Consider the following 14,671-nt stretch of genomic DNA (forward strand, 5'->3'; position numbering starts at 1 on the left):
GGGTTCTCCGCAGGATCGGAATGAAGGCCTGGAGAGACCTTGGCTAAGAATTCTTATTTACAATAAAAATATATTTTCACTGGCTAACTTTTCTTTGCGTTCAGGATCCCAAATGCTGACTTGTACTTCGCCAATGTGAGCGAGCTTGAGCATAAACATGCATACGCGTGATTGTCCAATTCCGCCTCCTATGGATTCTGGAAGGAGGTCATTTAAGAGCATTTGGTGAAAGGATAGCTCGCTGCGCTCGGTACAATGGCGTATTGCCAATTGTTTTATCAGGGCTTCTTTGTTGACACGTATTCCCATGGAAGATAATTCAAATGCACTATTAAGTAAAGGGTTCCAAACGAGTATATCACCGTTGAGCCCTTTATAACCTGCATCATTCTCGGTGCTCCAGTCATCATAGTCTGCAGCACGGCCATCGTGTGCAAAGCCGTTGGACAGCTCTCCGCCTATACCGTAAATGAAGACGGCTCCGTATTCTTTTGCAATCGCATTTTCTCGTTCTTTGGGGGTATACGTTGGGTACCTGTTCAATAATTCTTCGGATGATATGAAGAATATTTGCTCGGGAAGTATGGCCTTTCTTTCTGGATATTGATGTTCTACAGCTTTTTCTGTTTCTACTAAAGCAGCGTATATTTTGTTTACTGTCTCTTTTAAATAGTTGAGATTACGGTTTTCGCTTTGGATTGTTTTTTCCCAATCCCACTGGTCTACATATATGGAATGTATGGGCGAATAGTCTTCGTCCGGACGTAGTGCGCGCATGTCGGTAATGATGCCTTCTTCTGGCTCGAGTTCAAGCTCTTTTAGACGTACCCTTTTCCATTTGGCTAGGGAGTGTACAACTACTGCTCGTTCTTCATTCAATGATTTAATAGGGAAAGATACCGGACGTTCTATCCCGTTGAGATCGTCGTTTATTCCTGTCCCATCTAAGACTATCAGGGGTGATGATATGGGGATTAGATTTAAAGCTTGCCTCAAATGAGTCGAAAAAGTTTCCTTTACAAAGGTTATAGCTTGTTCTCTTTTTAATAGGTTGCGTACCATATAGTATTACACTTTTTTGCTTCTGTAGAAGCGTCTATCATCAATTTAGATATTAATATAGCAACATTGCTCTACAAATGTAATCAAAATGATAATTGTTTGTTGGTTTTTATTGTAATATTTTAAAATGAAGTCTGCTGAATGTTCGTCTGGACGGGGCTGTGTCTATATGTTTATAAAAAAGAAGACAAAAGCGGAGGGAAGTGGTATGGTACAATAGGTAAAACAAGACTGCTTGTTTTACCTATTGTATCCTGATAAGGAGTATCTTTGTTTTAAACTGAAAAGCTTTCGCCACAAGCGCAAGTGCGTGAGGCATTCGGGTTATGGAACTCGAAACCTTTGCCTGTGAGGCCGTCTGAATAATCCAGCTCTGTCCCGGCTAAGTACAGGTATGATTTGATATCCAAACAGATTTTTATTCCTTTGTCTTCGCAGAATTGATCCCCCTTTTTCTCTTCGTTGTCAAAATTAAGATGATACGAAAGTCCGGAGCAACCGCCGCTAGTAACAGCTACCCGAACAAAATAGCTTTCATCATATTGTTCATCCTCGATGACTTTCAGGATACGCTCTTTGGCTTTGTCTGTAATCGTTACCATAATGTAATTAATTAATCTCTTACAAATTTCGTAATTTTTTTTCTAAACACAAGTGTACCTGGTTAAGGAACTGTCATATTATCCTAAAAGGCCTTTTTTGTACATCTGCCATATAGGCGAGTGTTGCCGAATGGTGCTAACTGCTGTTTTTAAAGCTTCTACGGTCTGGTCTATTTCCTGCGCTGTGGAGTACTTGGACAAACTGAAACGTAGGCTGCAGAAGGCGTCTTCATCAGTGAGTCCCATAGCTTTGAGTACATGTGAGGAGTCTCTGCTGCCTGATACGCAAGCGGATCCTGAGGATACTGCAATGTCGGAAATCTTGGTCATGATCTCATTAGCGCGTACATGCCTGAAGGTGATATTACTGGTGTTACAGATTCTATGTGCTTCTTGAGCATTAACTATAGTTTCTTCTATTTCATGCTGTATGCGGTCTTCAAAATAATCGCGCAGTTGTCTGATTGCTGTATAGTCGACTTCTTTGGTGTGTAGGATGGCTGTCCCCATCCCGACGATGGAAGGGACATTGTAGGTGCCTCCTCGAAGTGCTTGTTCTTGGTTGCCTCCTGTGATAAGGGGGGCTATTTGAATGGGTTTGGTCTTTCGGCGTACGAACAGTGCGCCGATTCCTTTGGGACCATGGAACTTATGCGCACTGAGACAACAGATATCTATCGGGTATGTTGTGAGGTCAAATGCTTGTTTTCCGATGGACTGTGTGCTGTCACAAAAGAACAGGACGTCTTTTGCCTGGCATATTTCAGCGATCTCTTTTATAGGGTGTATGACACCGGTTTCGTTGTTGACAGACATCAAGCTTACTAGTATGGTCTGGGCTGTTATTCGATTTTTTAATTCGTCGAGATCTATAGCACCGCTTTTGTTTACTGGGAGATAGGTGACTTTTGCACCTTTCTTTTCCAGGTATTCACACGTGGTCAAGGTAGCTTTGTGTTCTGTTTGGCAGGTAATGATATGTTTGCCTTTAGATTGGTACCGTTCGAATACGCCTCGAAGTACCATGTTGATACTTTCTGTGGCACTAGAAGTGAAGAATATTTCTTTGGGTTGAGTCTGTAACACCTTAGCGATGGTATTGCGGGCTTCTTCTATAGCCTGGTTTGCGTGTCTTCCCATTTTGTGCTGTAGGCTTGAAGCATTGGCATAATCTTCTCTGAGGTAGGGGAGCATACGGTCGAGAACTCTTTCATCCAACCGACTGGTTGCATTGTTGTCTAGGTATATCATATGTGTTTAGTTATTCGTTAATTGTTTTCTCGATGGAACTCATGAATGCTTCGCATTTATTTCATGATCCGCCAGCTTGCGTACTCATGGGCATTTGTACTTGGGTAAATATGAATTTTTGATAAGGCTAAAGATATTCAAAATATGCAGTAGTATTCCTATTCTCATGTGGATATTTTATAGATTTGTATAACGGATAAATTCAAATATAAAATATTTGCTTATGGAAAATGTTGAAACTAGAATTGAAAAGTTGATCGACCTGATCGTTTTGAAGTTGCCTACTATTGCTGCCGCTCTGATTGTATTGGTGGTGGGACGATATGCGATTAAATTCTTTCTGAAATTTTTAAACAGTCGCTTCGAAAAGCGAAATGTGGATCGTTCGATTCGCAGTTTTGTATCGAGCTTGTTGAAGTTTGTGCTTTATGCCATGCTGGTATTGACCGTAGCGAATACTATGGGAATACAGACTACGTCTTTTATCGCTGTATTGTCGGCTTTTGGCTTGGCAGTGGGTATGGCACTGCAAGGGAGTCTGTCGAACTTCGCTGGAGGGGTATTGATTCTTGTTTTTCGTCCTTTTGAGGTCGGTGATTATATCTCGAGTGCCAATGGGTCTGGTGGGACGGTAGATCGCATCGATATTCTGTACACTACGCTGTCTGATGATAATGGGATTAAGATTTTTAGTCCGAATGGTACGCTTGCTAACTCAGTGATTAAGAACTATACGAAGATTTTGTCGAGAAGATTCGAATTTGTGGTCGGTATTAGCTATGAAGATAACATTAAAGTTGCCAAGGATACGATTTTAACCGTTTTGAGCAATGAAACTGAGGTGTTGAAAACACCTGCACCGGATGTTTTTGTAGGTGACCTGGCTGACAGTTCGGTCAATTTGACTATTCGAGGGTGGGTAAAGAGAGAGGCATTTTGGACGACTACTAATGGACTAAGGGAGAAAATAAAGGTTGCATTGGATGAGAAAGGTATTTCTATTCCTTATCCTCAAACTGATATGCATATCAAAAGTGATGACGGTGGTGTGATTGCTAATGCGAGTATATCGACGAAGTCTTAATCTAAGGCTGATGTGAGGATATAATATCGGTAAGCTACAACAGCCTGTTGTAGCTTGCTTAGTTTTGAGGGGTCTTTGTGGCTGTAACGAGGTAGGATGTATTTGTTGATCCTGTTCAGAACACGGAATATTTTCTTTTTCATCTGCATAGAATTAGCTCATGATCCATTAATTGTTAGATCGCTTTGTTTTATAGTACTATGTATAATCTCCGAACATATGGAAATATATATTGTTCGGAGATTATACAATGTAAACAGATATCGCGCCAAATTTAAGCTGACCTTGTCGGTTCTAGCTTTATTTGAGACGTAGGAATTCTTTTTCCTTATTCCAGGTGAATGCTGTAAATAGTATAGCGAAAACTGAAGCTAAGAGGATGATTTCAAAGGAAGCATCCCAACCACTCTTGTCGACAACAGCCCCTAGTGCGGCATTTGCTAGCAGGTCACCTATGAAATAGCCAAATAGTCCGGTGAGGCCTGCAGCAGTTCCTGCGGCTTTTTTAGGAACAAGATCCAAAGCTTGTACACCGATGAGCATGACAGGACCATATATGAGGAAGCCGATGGCCCATAGGGAAAGGTTTACTACGAGTTGGTTTTCTCCAGGTGTAAGCCAATAGATAGCGACAGCTAGAAAGGTCAGGATCATATAGATGATGGTTACAGGTGCTCTTCTGCCTTTGAAAATTTTGTCACTCATGACCCCACAGAGAATGGTGCCAGGTATGGCGGCCAATTCGTAGATCGAGGCAGACCAAGTGGCCTCGGATGCGGTGAAATGTTTTGCCTCCTGAAGGAAGGTAGGAGCCCAGTTAATAATGCCATTTCTTACTAAATAGACAAAAGCATTTGCAATCGCGATATACCAAAGCAATTTGTTGTTTAATACATATTTGAAGAAAATCTCTTTGGAACTGAATTCTTTTTCCTGTGAGGCTTCATAGGTTTTGGGATAGTCGTTTTTGTACTCTTCAATAGGGGGCAACCCGCAGGACTGAGGGGTATCTCTGACGAGAAATATAGATATGATGGCAACGAGCATGGCTGCGAGTCCTGGAAAGTATAGACGTGCTTGCCAATCTACGAATAATTCTACACCCAGGATCGCTAGGGGGCCTACTAAGAAGCCTCCAACATTGTGGGCTAGATTCCATATGGACATGGCTGTTCCGCGCTCTTTGATGGAATACCAATGTACGACGACACGTCCACAAGCAGGCCATCCCATGCCTTGTACCCATCCATTGATGAATAATAAGATGAACATAACGGTGATGGAAGAGGTTGCAAAGGAAGAAAATCCCATAAAGATCATCGTCAAGGAGGATAGGATGAGTCCTGCCGCTAGAAAATAACGTGCGTTGCTTCGGTCAGAAACGTTTCCCATGAAAAACTTGCTTAATCCATATGCTATAGAAATGGCGGACATAGCAAACCCAAGCTCGGCCTTGCTGTAACCAAGGGAGTCTTGCAGATCTTTTACAGCGAAGGAGAAGTTTTTGCGAACAAAGTAGTAAGCGGCATACCCTATAAATATTCCTATAAATACTTGAAGTCTGAGTTTTTTGTATTCGGGATCAATACGGTCTTCTGGCAGCCTCGCTTTGTGCGAGGCTGGTTTAAATATACTGAACATAGTTAGTTTGTTTTAGAATAGGTTCGGATAGTCGGTAATGATGCCATCGACTTTGAGGGCTTGCTGAGCGATAATTCCTTTTTTGTCATTGACCGTCCACGGAATTATCTTAATGCCGAGATTATGTGCTTCTTTTACAAAGTCTGCATTGACACTACTGTAGTGGGGGCTTATGATGAAAGGTGTGAATCCAAGTTCAGCAACAAGTTCTTTGATACTTTTACTGTTTTTAGCTCCAATCAGATATGATGTTTTGATCTGTGGGTAGTTTTTGTTGATATATTGAATGGTCCTTTTGTCAAAAGATTGTATGACGGTTCTAGCGGCTATGCCTTGTTCTATAACAACCTCTAGTATAAGGTCTGAGAATTCTTGTGGAGCCGGATGCCATTCGTGGTCTTTACCCTCTTTACTTTTTGTTTCAATGTTATAGAACATCGGCGCACGTTTTTTTTCTTTTGCGTAGGCTTCCGATTCTTTGATTAGATCTTTTAACAGGTTTAATGAGGCAGGAGTTTTTTGTTGCTGGGGAAAATCAATGTTTCCTTTGAGGCCTATGTCAAAGTTTCCTAATTCTTTCCAAGTGTATTTATATATAGTACCCTTTATATCCTTTCCTTTAAGCTCGCTGCCATCTTTGTAGGTGACAAACTTGGGGTTTAAATAATCGTCATGATAGACTACTACCTTTTTGTCTTTGGTAATATGGCAGTCCATTTCTAGTGTAGTGACTTTAGGCAGGTCTATCGCAAGCTTCATGGCTCCAATCGTATTTTCTGGATAGAGTCCTCTAGCTCCACGGTGTCCTTCGTAGGAGAAGGTTGGGAATTCAGGGTTTTGCATACGAGCTTGTTTTTGAGTGTTGCAGGAAGATGTTAATAATCCTAGTAGTAAGGCCGTCGCTATAATGTTTCTTTTATTAAATGACATATTCAATTAATTTTATGATTTGTAAAAATAAAAAATAAAGATGTATTCCCTATTAACGCATACTATATGAAAAAGCTTTAGGTCTTGTCATTGTCTCTTCATAAATGTTACCGTACTCATCTTCAACCATGATTTCTAATGTACTTTTAGGACTAGAGGCTGTAACCAGAAACAAATGTGATGTGTTTCCTGATATAAAAGATGAGGTAGGTTCCGCATTGACATTGAGACGTTGCATTGCATAAGAAATAATATGTAATGGATCTTTCTTCGTAGTTTGTTTTACCTCAAGTTCTTTTCCATTTTCCTTCACTGTGATTTTCCAATTTTTGTTATAGCCCCAAACATTCAATAAAACTTCATTTTTCTTGTTTTCTTTGGTGTATTCACCTGCATACGTTGCTGTTTTTGCTTTGTATGTAGCATTTGCTTTCGGTGCATGTGTCTCGGAAGTAATCAGTACATTGTTTAAGTCGTATGTTCTGAATTGGTATTCTTTTGCAAAGCCTATTCCTTTGTAATACGATTTTGTTTTACTTCCTTCAGCTTCCATAATGGAATAACCTCCTGGGCTACCATCTTTACATATATGATTGTCTGCGTAACCTGAACGTCCTGTCCACCACCAAGTTGCACTTACTGCTCCGATGTTTTCTTCACTGATGTGTGGTGTCTCGAGTTTATTAACACGATAGTTTATATGAGTATGGCCGCTCATTATTTTAACATTGGTAAATCCTGCTAAAGCATCGACAATCTCTTGTCCGTTTTTTGTAGCATAATTTGACCCGGATGTGGGATTTGAGTACAATGGTACGTGCATGACTACTACTACAGGTTTTGATTTGTCTTCAATAAAAGATAAGTTCGTTTGTAACCACTTCACCTGCTCGGGAGTAACTATATTGTCATATTCCCTATCTCCAATGATACCATTATTTCCTCCAGTATTGGTGTAAACAACGTTGTCTAAGATTACGTAATGTACATTGCCAAGATTCATAGAATAGTAAGTCGGCCCCAAGATGTTTCTATATTCGGCGGAGGCAACGAAGTCATTCATAGCTATATAGGGGTTGTAGTCGTGATTGCCAATGGTATTGAATATGGTGAAGGGGAGGTCTTTGACATTATCCAAGTATTCTTTTATTTTGAAATTGTTGTCATACCAATAAGCATCCCAAGATTGATCTCCTAAGGTCAAAGCGTAGAATTGCTTGTTTTGTGCTCGATAATATTCGCTTGTTTCTTGTATATCTTTTAGGAAATTTTCTTGAAATTGTTTTATATCATCGTTTCGATTGGCCAAATGGATGTCGGCTAAGAAAGCGATGGCGTGATTTTGTGTATTCAATGGTTTGATTTCAAAATCCCTAATTTCGCTTTCTGATGTAATACCCGTTAAGAGTTTGAAGAATTGAGGGACTGTATTTCTCCTCGCTACCTGGTAGTTACTTGGTATGGTAATATAAACTACTCCATTTTTTTTGGAAGAAGGAAGGTAATAGATACCATCAGCGTCTGTTTTTGTAAAGATCTCACCATCGGTGACCAATACATTAGCTATTCCTTTTCCTTCGGTATGGACAATTCCCTTGACAGTCATGTTAGGCTTGTCAGGTATGTCAAGTCTTAATACGTGGTTGACAACTGTTTTTCCGATGAGCTGAGAGGTAGATTCTCTTTTAATAGTAATGTCATACTTGCCGTCTTCTAAAGCATCGGAATAATCGAGTGTTATACCTTTGTCGTTGAATTCTTTAATTGATAAGTCTATAATAGTTCCCTGTCCACTGCGGGGAGAGAAGCTAATTATATCTTTTTCTTTGAATCCTGTTCCGATAATATTTATGGCATTCCCTTTACTCAGGTTAAGGACTGCCGGCATGCTAAGGTGTTTGAGTTGTAGTGGATTGCTCGTTGCTTCCTTTACAACTGGTTCGGATTTGCTACAACCGACAAATGTATAGTTAAGGAGTGTTGTAGAAAGCAATATAGTTTTACAAAGTGTGTTGAACTTCATGATTCAGCGTTGTTATTGTTTTTTAGATATTTAGTAACTTCTAAAAATGGCTATGTCATCGATACCTAGACGACCATTACTAATTTCGTTGGTACTTCCACCTAATCCAAGTTTGTTTATTCTAAATCTTACCGGACCTTGGATATTCATTAGAAACACAGCCTGTTTGGGTGTCATGCTCTCTGTCGTGGTAGTGGCATCAGAAATGACTTCGCCTGTTTGAGTCCACGTCTTGCCTTGATCTTGAGAATACTCTAGGGTAAACGATGAAGAACGGTCATTCCAGTAGCAACCATACCACAAAGTAACTTTTGATGCGCCATTGGGGACATCAAAATTCATCTGTAATAAGGCGGGGGTTTTGAGGTTTTGTTGAAAACGAACGGCGTGAGTACCAGATACAATACGGTCTCTACCGGGGGTGAAACCTAGAAGGCTTTGGTCGAACAACCAATCTCCTGTTGTTAGTTTTACCATCCGTGCTGCATATCCATCTTTGGGTGCATCAAAAGTGTCAAAGTTTTCCGGCCAACCTGCATAGACACGACCACTGGGGTAGCGCATGTCTGTGTATGATTGAAGTCTTAGTTCAATATCATTTGTGTTTCGAAAGGCTATCCCCGTAAAAGTTGCACTGGGAGCTATGGATTGCTCAGAGAACGTAGCGTCGTCTGCGGTAAATAGGACTAGATTGTTTTTCTCACTATCTACCAATGGTTTGGCTCCTTTTATTGGGGTGCCATTTTCAGGTTCTGTAGCTAGATCTGCAGTGACACCAACAAAGGTTGATTCGTAGTCTGAAAACTTGTTTTTCAATGTCGCTATGGAGACTGATTTTGATTGAACTTTGTTTCCGCTGTTTAACTTCGTGATATTAGTTTCTGCTATCCCTTTTAATACTAGTAAGTCATTGAATTTGCTTAGCATAGGATTGGCTAACCCGATGCGAAGTGAGTCTCCGAATTGATAATTATGATCATTAGGAACTTCGATAAGTATACCACGAGTCTGTCCTCTCCATGTGTTTTGTACAGCAACTACGTTTGTTGGAAAGTTTTTAGTCTGTGCGTTGGAAATAACTAAGCAGTTCAAATAATTGGCACCGTTTAGTTTTTCAGTATCAAGTGCAACATCGTTTCCTTTGTAAAGATTGCGTAATACATAAATCGAGGATTCAGGATTTTGTGTGCCTTCTGCATAATTTGTGTCCTCTTTTAAACAGCTGACTGTTAGGGTTGAAGCAAGTATGCTTAATATATATAATTTGTGTGTTGTTTTCATAACGTAATTATTGAGTTAACCCGATCTGCCACCACATACTCTTGTTTATGGCATCTTGACCTAAACGTGCTACTGCATCATCGTAATTTTTCTTATTTAATGATTGGACGATGAGCGGGTAAGTAAGTCTTATGGGCATTTTACCATCGTTTTCCAGATCGGTTCCTATATAAAGGTCAAGTAATCCGGTTCGGCGATATTCGTACCATTGCTGAAAGTCAGTAAACATTAAAGTAAGGTACTTTTGGAGATGTATTTTTTTAAGACGTTGTTCTTCGTTGTCTGAGTCTAAAAAAGCTACATATTCATTGGCAAAGTAATCAGTTGGAAGGGTGCTTCCCCATAACGTAATAGAAGATTCAACTCCCTCTTTATAGGCCGTGTAAGAATCACCAAAAATTATATCTTTCTCCATCAATTCTGCGATAATAAATTTAACTTCAGCATAATTCATGATATTTCCAAGTAAAGCTGTGCCTTTAAGAGTGGTAGGAAATACAGATTGCACTTCAGGAACCGATCCTTTGGGATAGCCGGATTGCATGCCTCCATATACGCCTAGTGAAGCTTCAGTAGCCCACGTTTTTAGTCGGGGATCCTGTAAATTCAGCATGTTGTTTATAAAGAACTCAGAATAGCCTTTGTTGCCATTAAAATCGATGTCACGCAGGTTAAAAAATGGATTGATATACGGTTCCTGACTTTGAAAACGTAAAACAGCCGAGTCATCGTTGGACAACATAATTGGGTATTCTGCAGTATTTGATTCTAATATCTCTTTTAGTTTAACTATCGGATTTAGTTCCGCTTTATGGGAGACGCGAAGTAATAAACGTAGGTAAAGAGAGTTGCCGAATTTTCGCCATTGTTCAGGGTTTGTTGCGAAGAGTGGATCAAAGTTACTGTAACTGTCCTCGACTTTTTTGTTTTCCTTTAATAGAGCGTTAGCTCGTTCCAGTTTTAAAAATAGGTCGCGATAAATATCTATCTGTTTGTCGAAATAAGGAGTGGTATTATTTTCTTTATAGCCCAAATTACTCTCGAAATATGGAATGTCTCCATACATATCTGTGAGCAAGGAGGTCGTCCAAGCATCTAAGATTAAAGATATGCCTTGATAGGTTTGGTAGCCAGGTTGTAGTCCTTGTTCGGCACGTTGATACATATCACGTATATTAGTCAGTTCTAGAAACCAACTTCTCCACATGTATTCTGTTTCAGAGCTACGTATGCTGTAGCGGTGAAATTCTCTATTTTCATTAGTAGTAACGGTTACCTGCATAAACTCGTTGTTGACACGTAGGTTACGGTCTAAGTTTGCGCTTACCATTTTATATATAGTTGGTCCAATCAGACTTTGAGGAGCTACGGCCGCACTTTGATTAGGGTTAGTGTTGATATCCACGAAGTCTTTCGTGCAGCTGCTAAAGGATGTCGATATTACTATCGCGATTAGACTGGCTTTTATGACATTTTTCATGTTTTATCAGATTAAAAAGTTAAGGATAAGTTGATGCCGAAATTTCGAGTTGATGGGAATTGAGCGATTTCGGCGCCTTTTTCAATACCGCTGCCATTTAGCGATGCAAACTCTGGGTCGAAAGAAGGCCAGTTTGTGAATACAAATAAGTCACGTCCGTAAAGACCGATAGTTGCTTTTTGTAGCTTATATCTTTTTAATACATCTTTTGAAATGGTGTAATCAAATCGAACTTCTCTTAATTTAATGAAATCGGTTGAAAATGTGTTTGATTCGATATTGTCACGATTAAAGTGTGTGCTGTAATATCGTGCTGCTGATACTGCGGTGCTATTTTCAGAGAAGACGTTGTTACCATTGTCTACCATACCGTGTCCTATAATCCCATTATAGCGTCCAGGAATAGTCTTTTTTAACTTACCTTCTTCCATTAGTACAGCATGTGTCAATGAATAGCCTACTCCTCCAAATTGGCCGTCAATCAAAAAGTTAAAGCCAAAGTTTTTGTAGTTAAATTGATTTCCGAAACCAAATTTTGTAGTAGCATTGGCATTGCCGATATAAATTAAATCTTCGGTGAGTTGCGGCAATCCATTTTTATAGATGATATCTCCATTTGTGTTTCTCAGATATCCTAATCCGTACATGTCTCCAAAACGTCCCCCTGTCCGTGCTTCAACCGATCCTCTAGAACCATATATTGTCGATAAAACCAGTGCGTCTACATTATTGGGCAGTTCGTTAATGCGGGTGTTGTAATTAGTGAAGTTTCCGAAGACAGACCAACTAAATCCATCCGCTTTTTTGAAGATGTCGTAGTTCGCCTCTAACTCGAAACCGGTGTTTTCTACTTCGCCAGCATTGATTATCTGTGTGCGGTATCCGCTAGATGGATCAATTGGTGTTTCTAGGATTTGGTCATATGTATAGTTTTTGTAGACGGTCATGTCTAACTTTAATCTGTTTCTGAACATCCTGAAGTCTGTACCCAACTCATATGATACCGTATTTTCGTACCTTAAGTTTTCGTCTGGGATTGCTGTCGGATTGGATGAGCCACCAGGGAATTGTTTTACTCTAGGATAACTATATGTATTTAGATAAGGTCTTTTCCCTCCTCCTCCTACGGCAGCTATAGTTGCACGCATTTTCCAGAAGCTGATTTGACCCGGAAGGTCTAAAATCTCTGATAGAATAAGACTTGTGTTTAGAGATGGATAGAAGAATGGTTTTACCTCATCGCGTATTGGCGAAGCAAGCGTACTTGCCCAATCAACACGAATTGTTCCGTCTACAAAGAGAAAGTCCTTATAGGAGAAATTAGCTAACCCATATAAGCTATGCACAGCGTATTCGGCTTGATATGGGTCGTAAATTATAGTGTTAGCAGCGTTAGCGAAGCTGTATACATTCGGGTACATCAATTTGTTGGTCGAAGCATCGTCTCTATTGTATTTGTTACGCATCATCGAACCTCCAAAATTACCTCCAAACTTAAAGTCTTCGTGTCGTTGGTTGTTGTACGTGAACAAAAAGTCGGTATTGACTTCTTGGCTGTAAATACCTTGCTCCCTGTAGTATCCATAAGCGTATTTATAGGTATCGAAGGGTCTAGATTGTTTTCGCTTGTCGAAGCTGAAGTCTATCCCTGTACGTATCATTAGGTTTAACTCTTCGCTAAACTTGTAGTCTGCTTGAATATTACCGATGACATGATTTTTACTTTGAGCGTTAATCATATCATAAGACATGGTTTTTGGGTTGTCTAATAGATTTGAGAACGGAGTGGTTTGCGTAATCCCATATTGCCCTGGTCTCCAGTTTTCTTCAAACCATTCAGGATTCATATTTGGTGTGAGTCCGCGTACAAAATACATGTAACTCTGATTGTTGTATCCGCTATTAGGCAGGTTGTCAGAAGATCTATTATTGTAGTTTATTTTCGTGGACACACTGAATTTGTCAGTAAGCCTATTGGTTAGATTTGTAGCGACTGAATGCCTATTATACCCCATATTAGGGACTATCCATGAATTGTGTACATTCGTGTAGGAAAATCTCGCTGATGTTTTTTCGGTAGATCCTGATACACTGATACTGTTGGTTGTAGTAACTTCTGGATCAAAAAAATCACGTTGATTATTTTTATAAGGGCGCCAAAGGGCTCTTTCGGGAGCACGCTCTCTGTAATATTCAGGATTGTATTGGTAGAACATTTGCCCGTCAAATTTTGGTCCCCAAGCTGATGACGTACTGAAGGTAGAAGAACCATCATCTGATTGTCCATAGGAATAGTATAAGTCTTGACCATCTGTACCTTGTCCATACTCGTATTGATAATCTGGCCAACGGTTTATAGTTCCTATTGAAGTATTGGAGTTGATGGAGATATTAAATTTTCCATCACCTACGCCGGATTTAGTTGTAATGATAATGGCTCCACGAGAACCTCTGAACCCATAAAGAGCTGCAGCTGCGGGGCCCTTCAAGACTGTGATTGAGGCGATATCGTCAGGATTGATATCGGATAATGAGCTACCAAAGTCTACAGGTGAATCTGAGTCAAGATAGTTGGAATTACCGCTTCCTGTCATGGCCTTGCCTGCTTCCATAACAATACCATCTATAACAATCAATGCTCCATTGTCTCCAGATAAGGATGTCTCTCCGCGCAAAACGATTTGATTTGAACCTAGTGGACCTCCTCCTGATTTAACAATGTTTAGTCCTGCAACTTTGCCAGTTAATGCGTCTGACCAATTGTTGGAGATGGCATTGGTTAACTCGTCTCCCGATACAGTAGTCGCTGCGTAACCTAGTGCCTTCTGATCTCTTTTTATTCCCAACGCTGTAACCACGACCTCTTCAATGCCTTCAGATGTTTCTGTTAATTGGATTATCGTATTTGTATTCCCGCTGCTGAATGTTTGCGTGATACTATCATACCCGATCAGTTGAAAACTGACGCTTGTTCCGGGAGCGAGGTCAATAGTGAAAGTCCCTTCCAAGTTACTGGAAGCGATCGTTTTTCCATTGACTCGGATAGAGACACCTTGTAAAGGCGATTTGGTGTTTTTGTCTACTACTTTACCCTGAATTTTTATTTTTTCCTGGCTAGTTGTTTTCTCGAAAGAGATGGAGTGATTGGCATAGACCTGAGCTCCAGAATAACAAGCAGTAGCTAAAGCAATCCACAGGAGTTTAGATCCTATACGGTGTGGCTTAACTTTTTCTTGATTGTTTGTTAACATAAGTTGTGTGATTAAATTGGTCGCTAAATTGATGTTTTAATATTAACTCAATGTTAATTGTGCGTT

11 protein-coding genes are annotated in these 14,671 nt (G+C 40.0%); 1 reads left to right on the forward strand and 10 read right to left on the reverse strand.

Translation table 11 applies throughout. The features are described from left to right. Positions 1–57: 57 nt before the first annotated feature. The 3 genes from asnA to M472_RS31960 all read right to left on the reverse strand — a co-directional run bounded on the left by asnA (position 58) and on the right by M472_RS31960 (position 2,915). Positions 58–1,062 (reverse strand): aspartate--ammonia ligase, encoded by a 1,005-nt coding sequence (asnA, locus tag M472_RS31950; RefSeq protein ID WP_021069970.1) that lies wholly within the window; start codon positions 1,060–1,062, stop codon positions 58–60. Between the two features lie 275 nt (positions 1,063–1,337). Beyond that, a complete protein-coding gene (locus tag M472_RS31955; RefSeq protein WP_021069971.1) occupies positions 1,338–1,664 on the reverse strand; it encodes a HesB/IscA family protein in 327 nt (108 codons plus the stop codon). Between the two features lie 78 nt (positions 1,665–1,742). Further along, on the reverse strand, positions 1,743–2,915 hold the full coding sequence (locus tag M472_RS31960; RefSeq protein ID WP_021069972.1) for a cysteine desulfurase family protein: 1,173 nt from the start codon (positions 2,913–2,915) through the stop codon (positions 1,743–1,745). A 223-nt stretch (positions 2,916–3,138) separates the two neighbouring features. Here M472_RS31960 and M472_RS31965 point away from each other — a divergent pair, with 223 nt between their 5' ends. Then, a complete protein-coding gene (locus tag M472_RS31965) occupies positions 3,139–3,999 on the forward strand; it encodes a mechanosensitive ion channel family protein (RefSeq protein WP_021069973.1) in 861 nt (286 codons plus the stop codon). Here M472_RS31965 and M472_RS45615 read toward each other — a convergent pair. From M472_RS45615 to M472_RS31995, 7 genes are all read right to left on the reverse strand, one after another. Then, the gene (locus tag M472_RS45615; protein WP_200859611.1) at positions 3,996–4,142 is read right to left on the reverse strand and encodes a hypothetical protein; all 147 of its coding nucleotides are present in this window, start codon (positions 4,140–4,142) and stop codon (positions 3,996–3,998) included. The genes M472_RS31965 and M472_RS45615 overlap by 4 nt on opposite strands. A 157-nt stretch (positions 4,143–4,299) precedes the next feature. Further along, positions 4,300–5,640, reverse strand: a complete 1,341-nt coding sequence (gene glpT / locus M472_RS31970) for a glycerol-3-phosphate transporter (protein ID WP_021069974.1) — start codon at positions 5,638–5,640, stop codon at positions 4,300–4,302. Between the two features lie 12 nt (positions 5,641–5,652). Further along, positions 5,653–6,483: a glycerophosphodiester phosphodiesterase family protein gene (locus M472_RS31975; RefSeq protein WP_235049494.1), complete on the reverse strand. Its 831-nt coding sequence runs from the start codon at positions 6,481–6,483 to the stop codon at positions 5,653–5,655. A gap of 139 nt (positions 6,484–6,622) precedes the next feature. After that, the gene (locus tag M472_RS31980; protein ID WP_022829313.1) at positions 6,623–8,593 is read right to left on the reverse strand and encodes a calcineurin-like phosphoesterase C-terminal domain-containing protein; all 1,971 of its coding nucleotides are present in this window, start codon (positions 8,591–8,593) and stop codon (positions 6,623–6,625) included. A gap of 30 nt (positions 8,594–8,623) precedes the next feature. After that, positions 8,624–9,874 (reverse strand): DUF5689 domain-containing protein, encoded by a 1,251-nt coding sequence (locus M472_RS31985; protein ID WP_021069977.1) that lies wholly within the window; start codon positions 9,872–9,874, stop codon positions 8,624–8,626. A gap of 7 nt (positions 9,875–9,881) precedes the next feature. Beyond that, positions 9,882–11,354, reverse strand: coding sequence for a SusD/RagB family nutrient-binding outer membrane lipoprotein (locus M472_RS31990; protein ID WP_021069978.1), 1,473 nt, complete (start codon positions 11,352–11,354; stop codon positions 9,882–9,884). An 11-nt stretch (positions 11,355–11,365) separates the two neighbouring features. After that, entirely contained in the window at positions 11,366–14,605 is a 3,240-nt protein-coding gene (locus M472_RS31995; RefSeq protein ID WP_021069979.1) for a SusC/RagA family TonB-linked outer membrane protein, read from the reverse strand. Between the last annotated feature and the right edge of the window lie 66 nt (positions 14,606–14,671).

It is taken from the genome of Sphingobacterium paucimobilis HER1398 (assembly GCF_000416985.1).
In the GTDB taxonomy this organism is placed as follows: Bacteria; Bacteroidota; Bacteroidia; order Sphingobacteriales; family Sphingobacteriaceae; genus Sphingobacterium; species Sphingobacterium paucimobilis.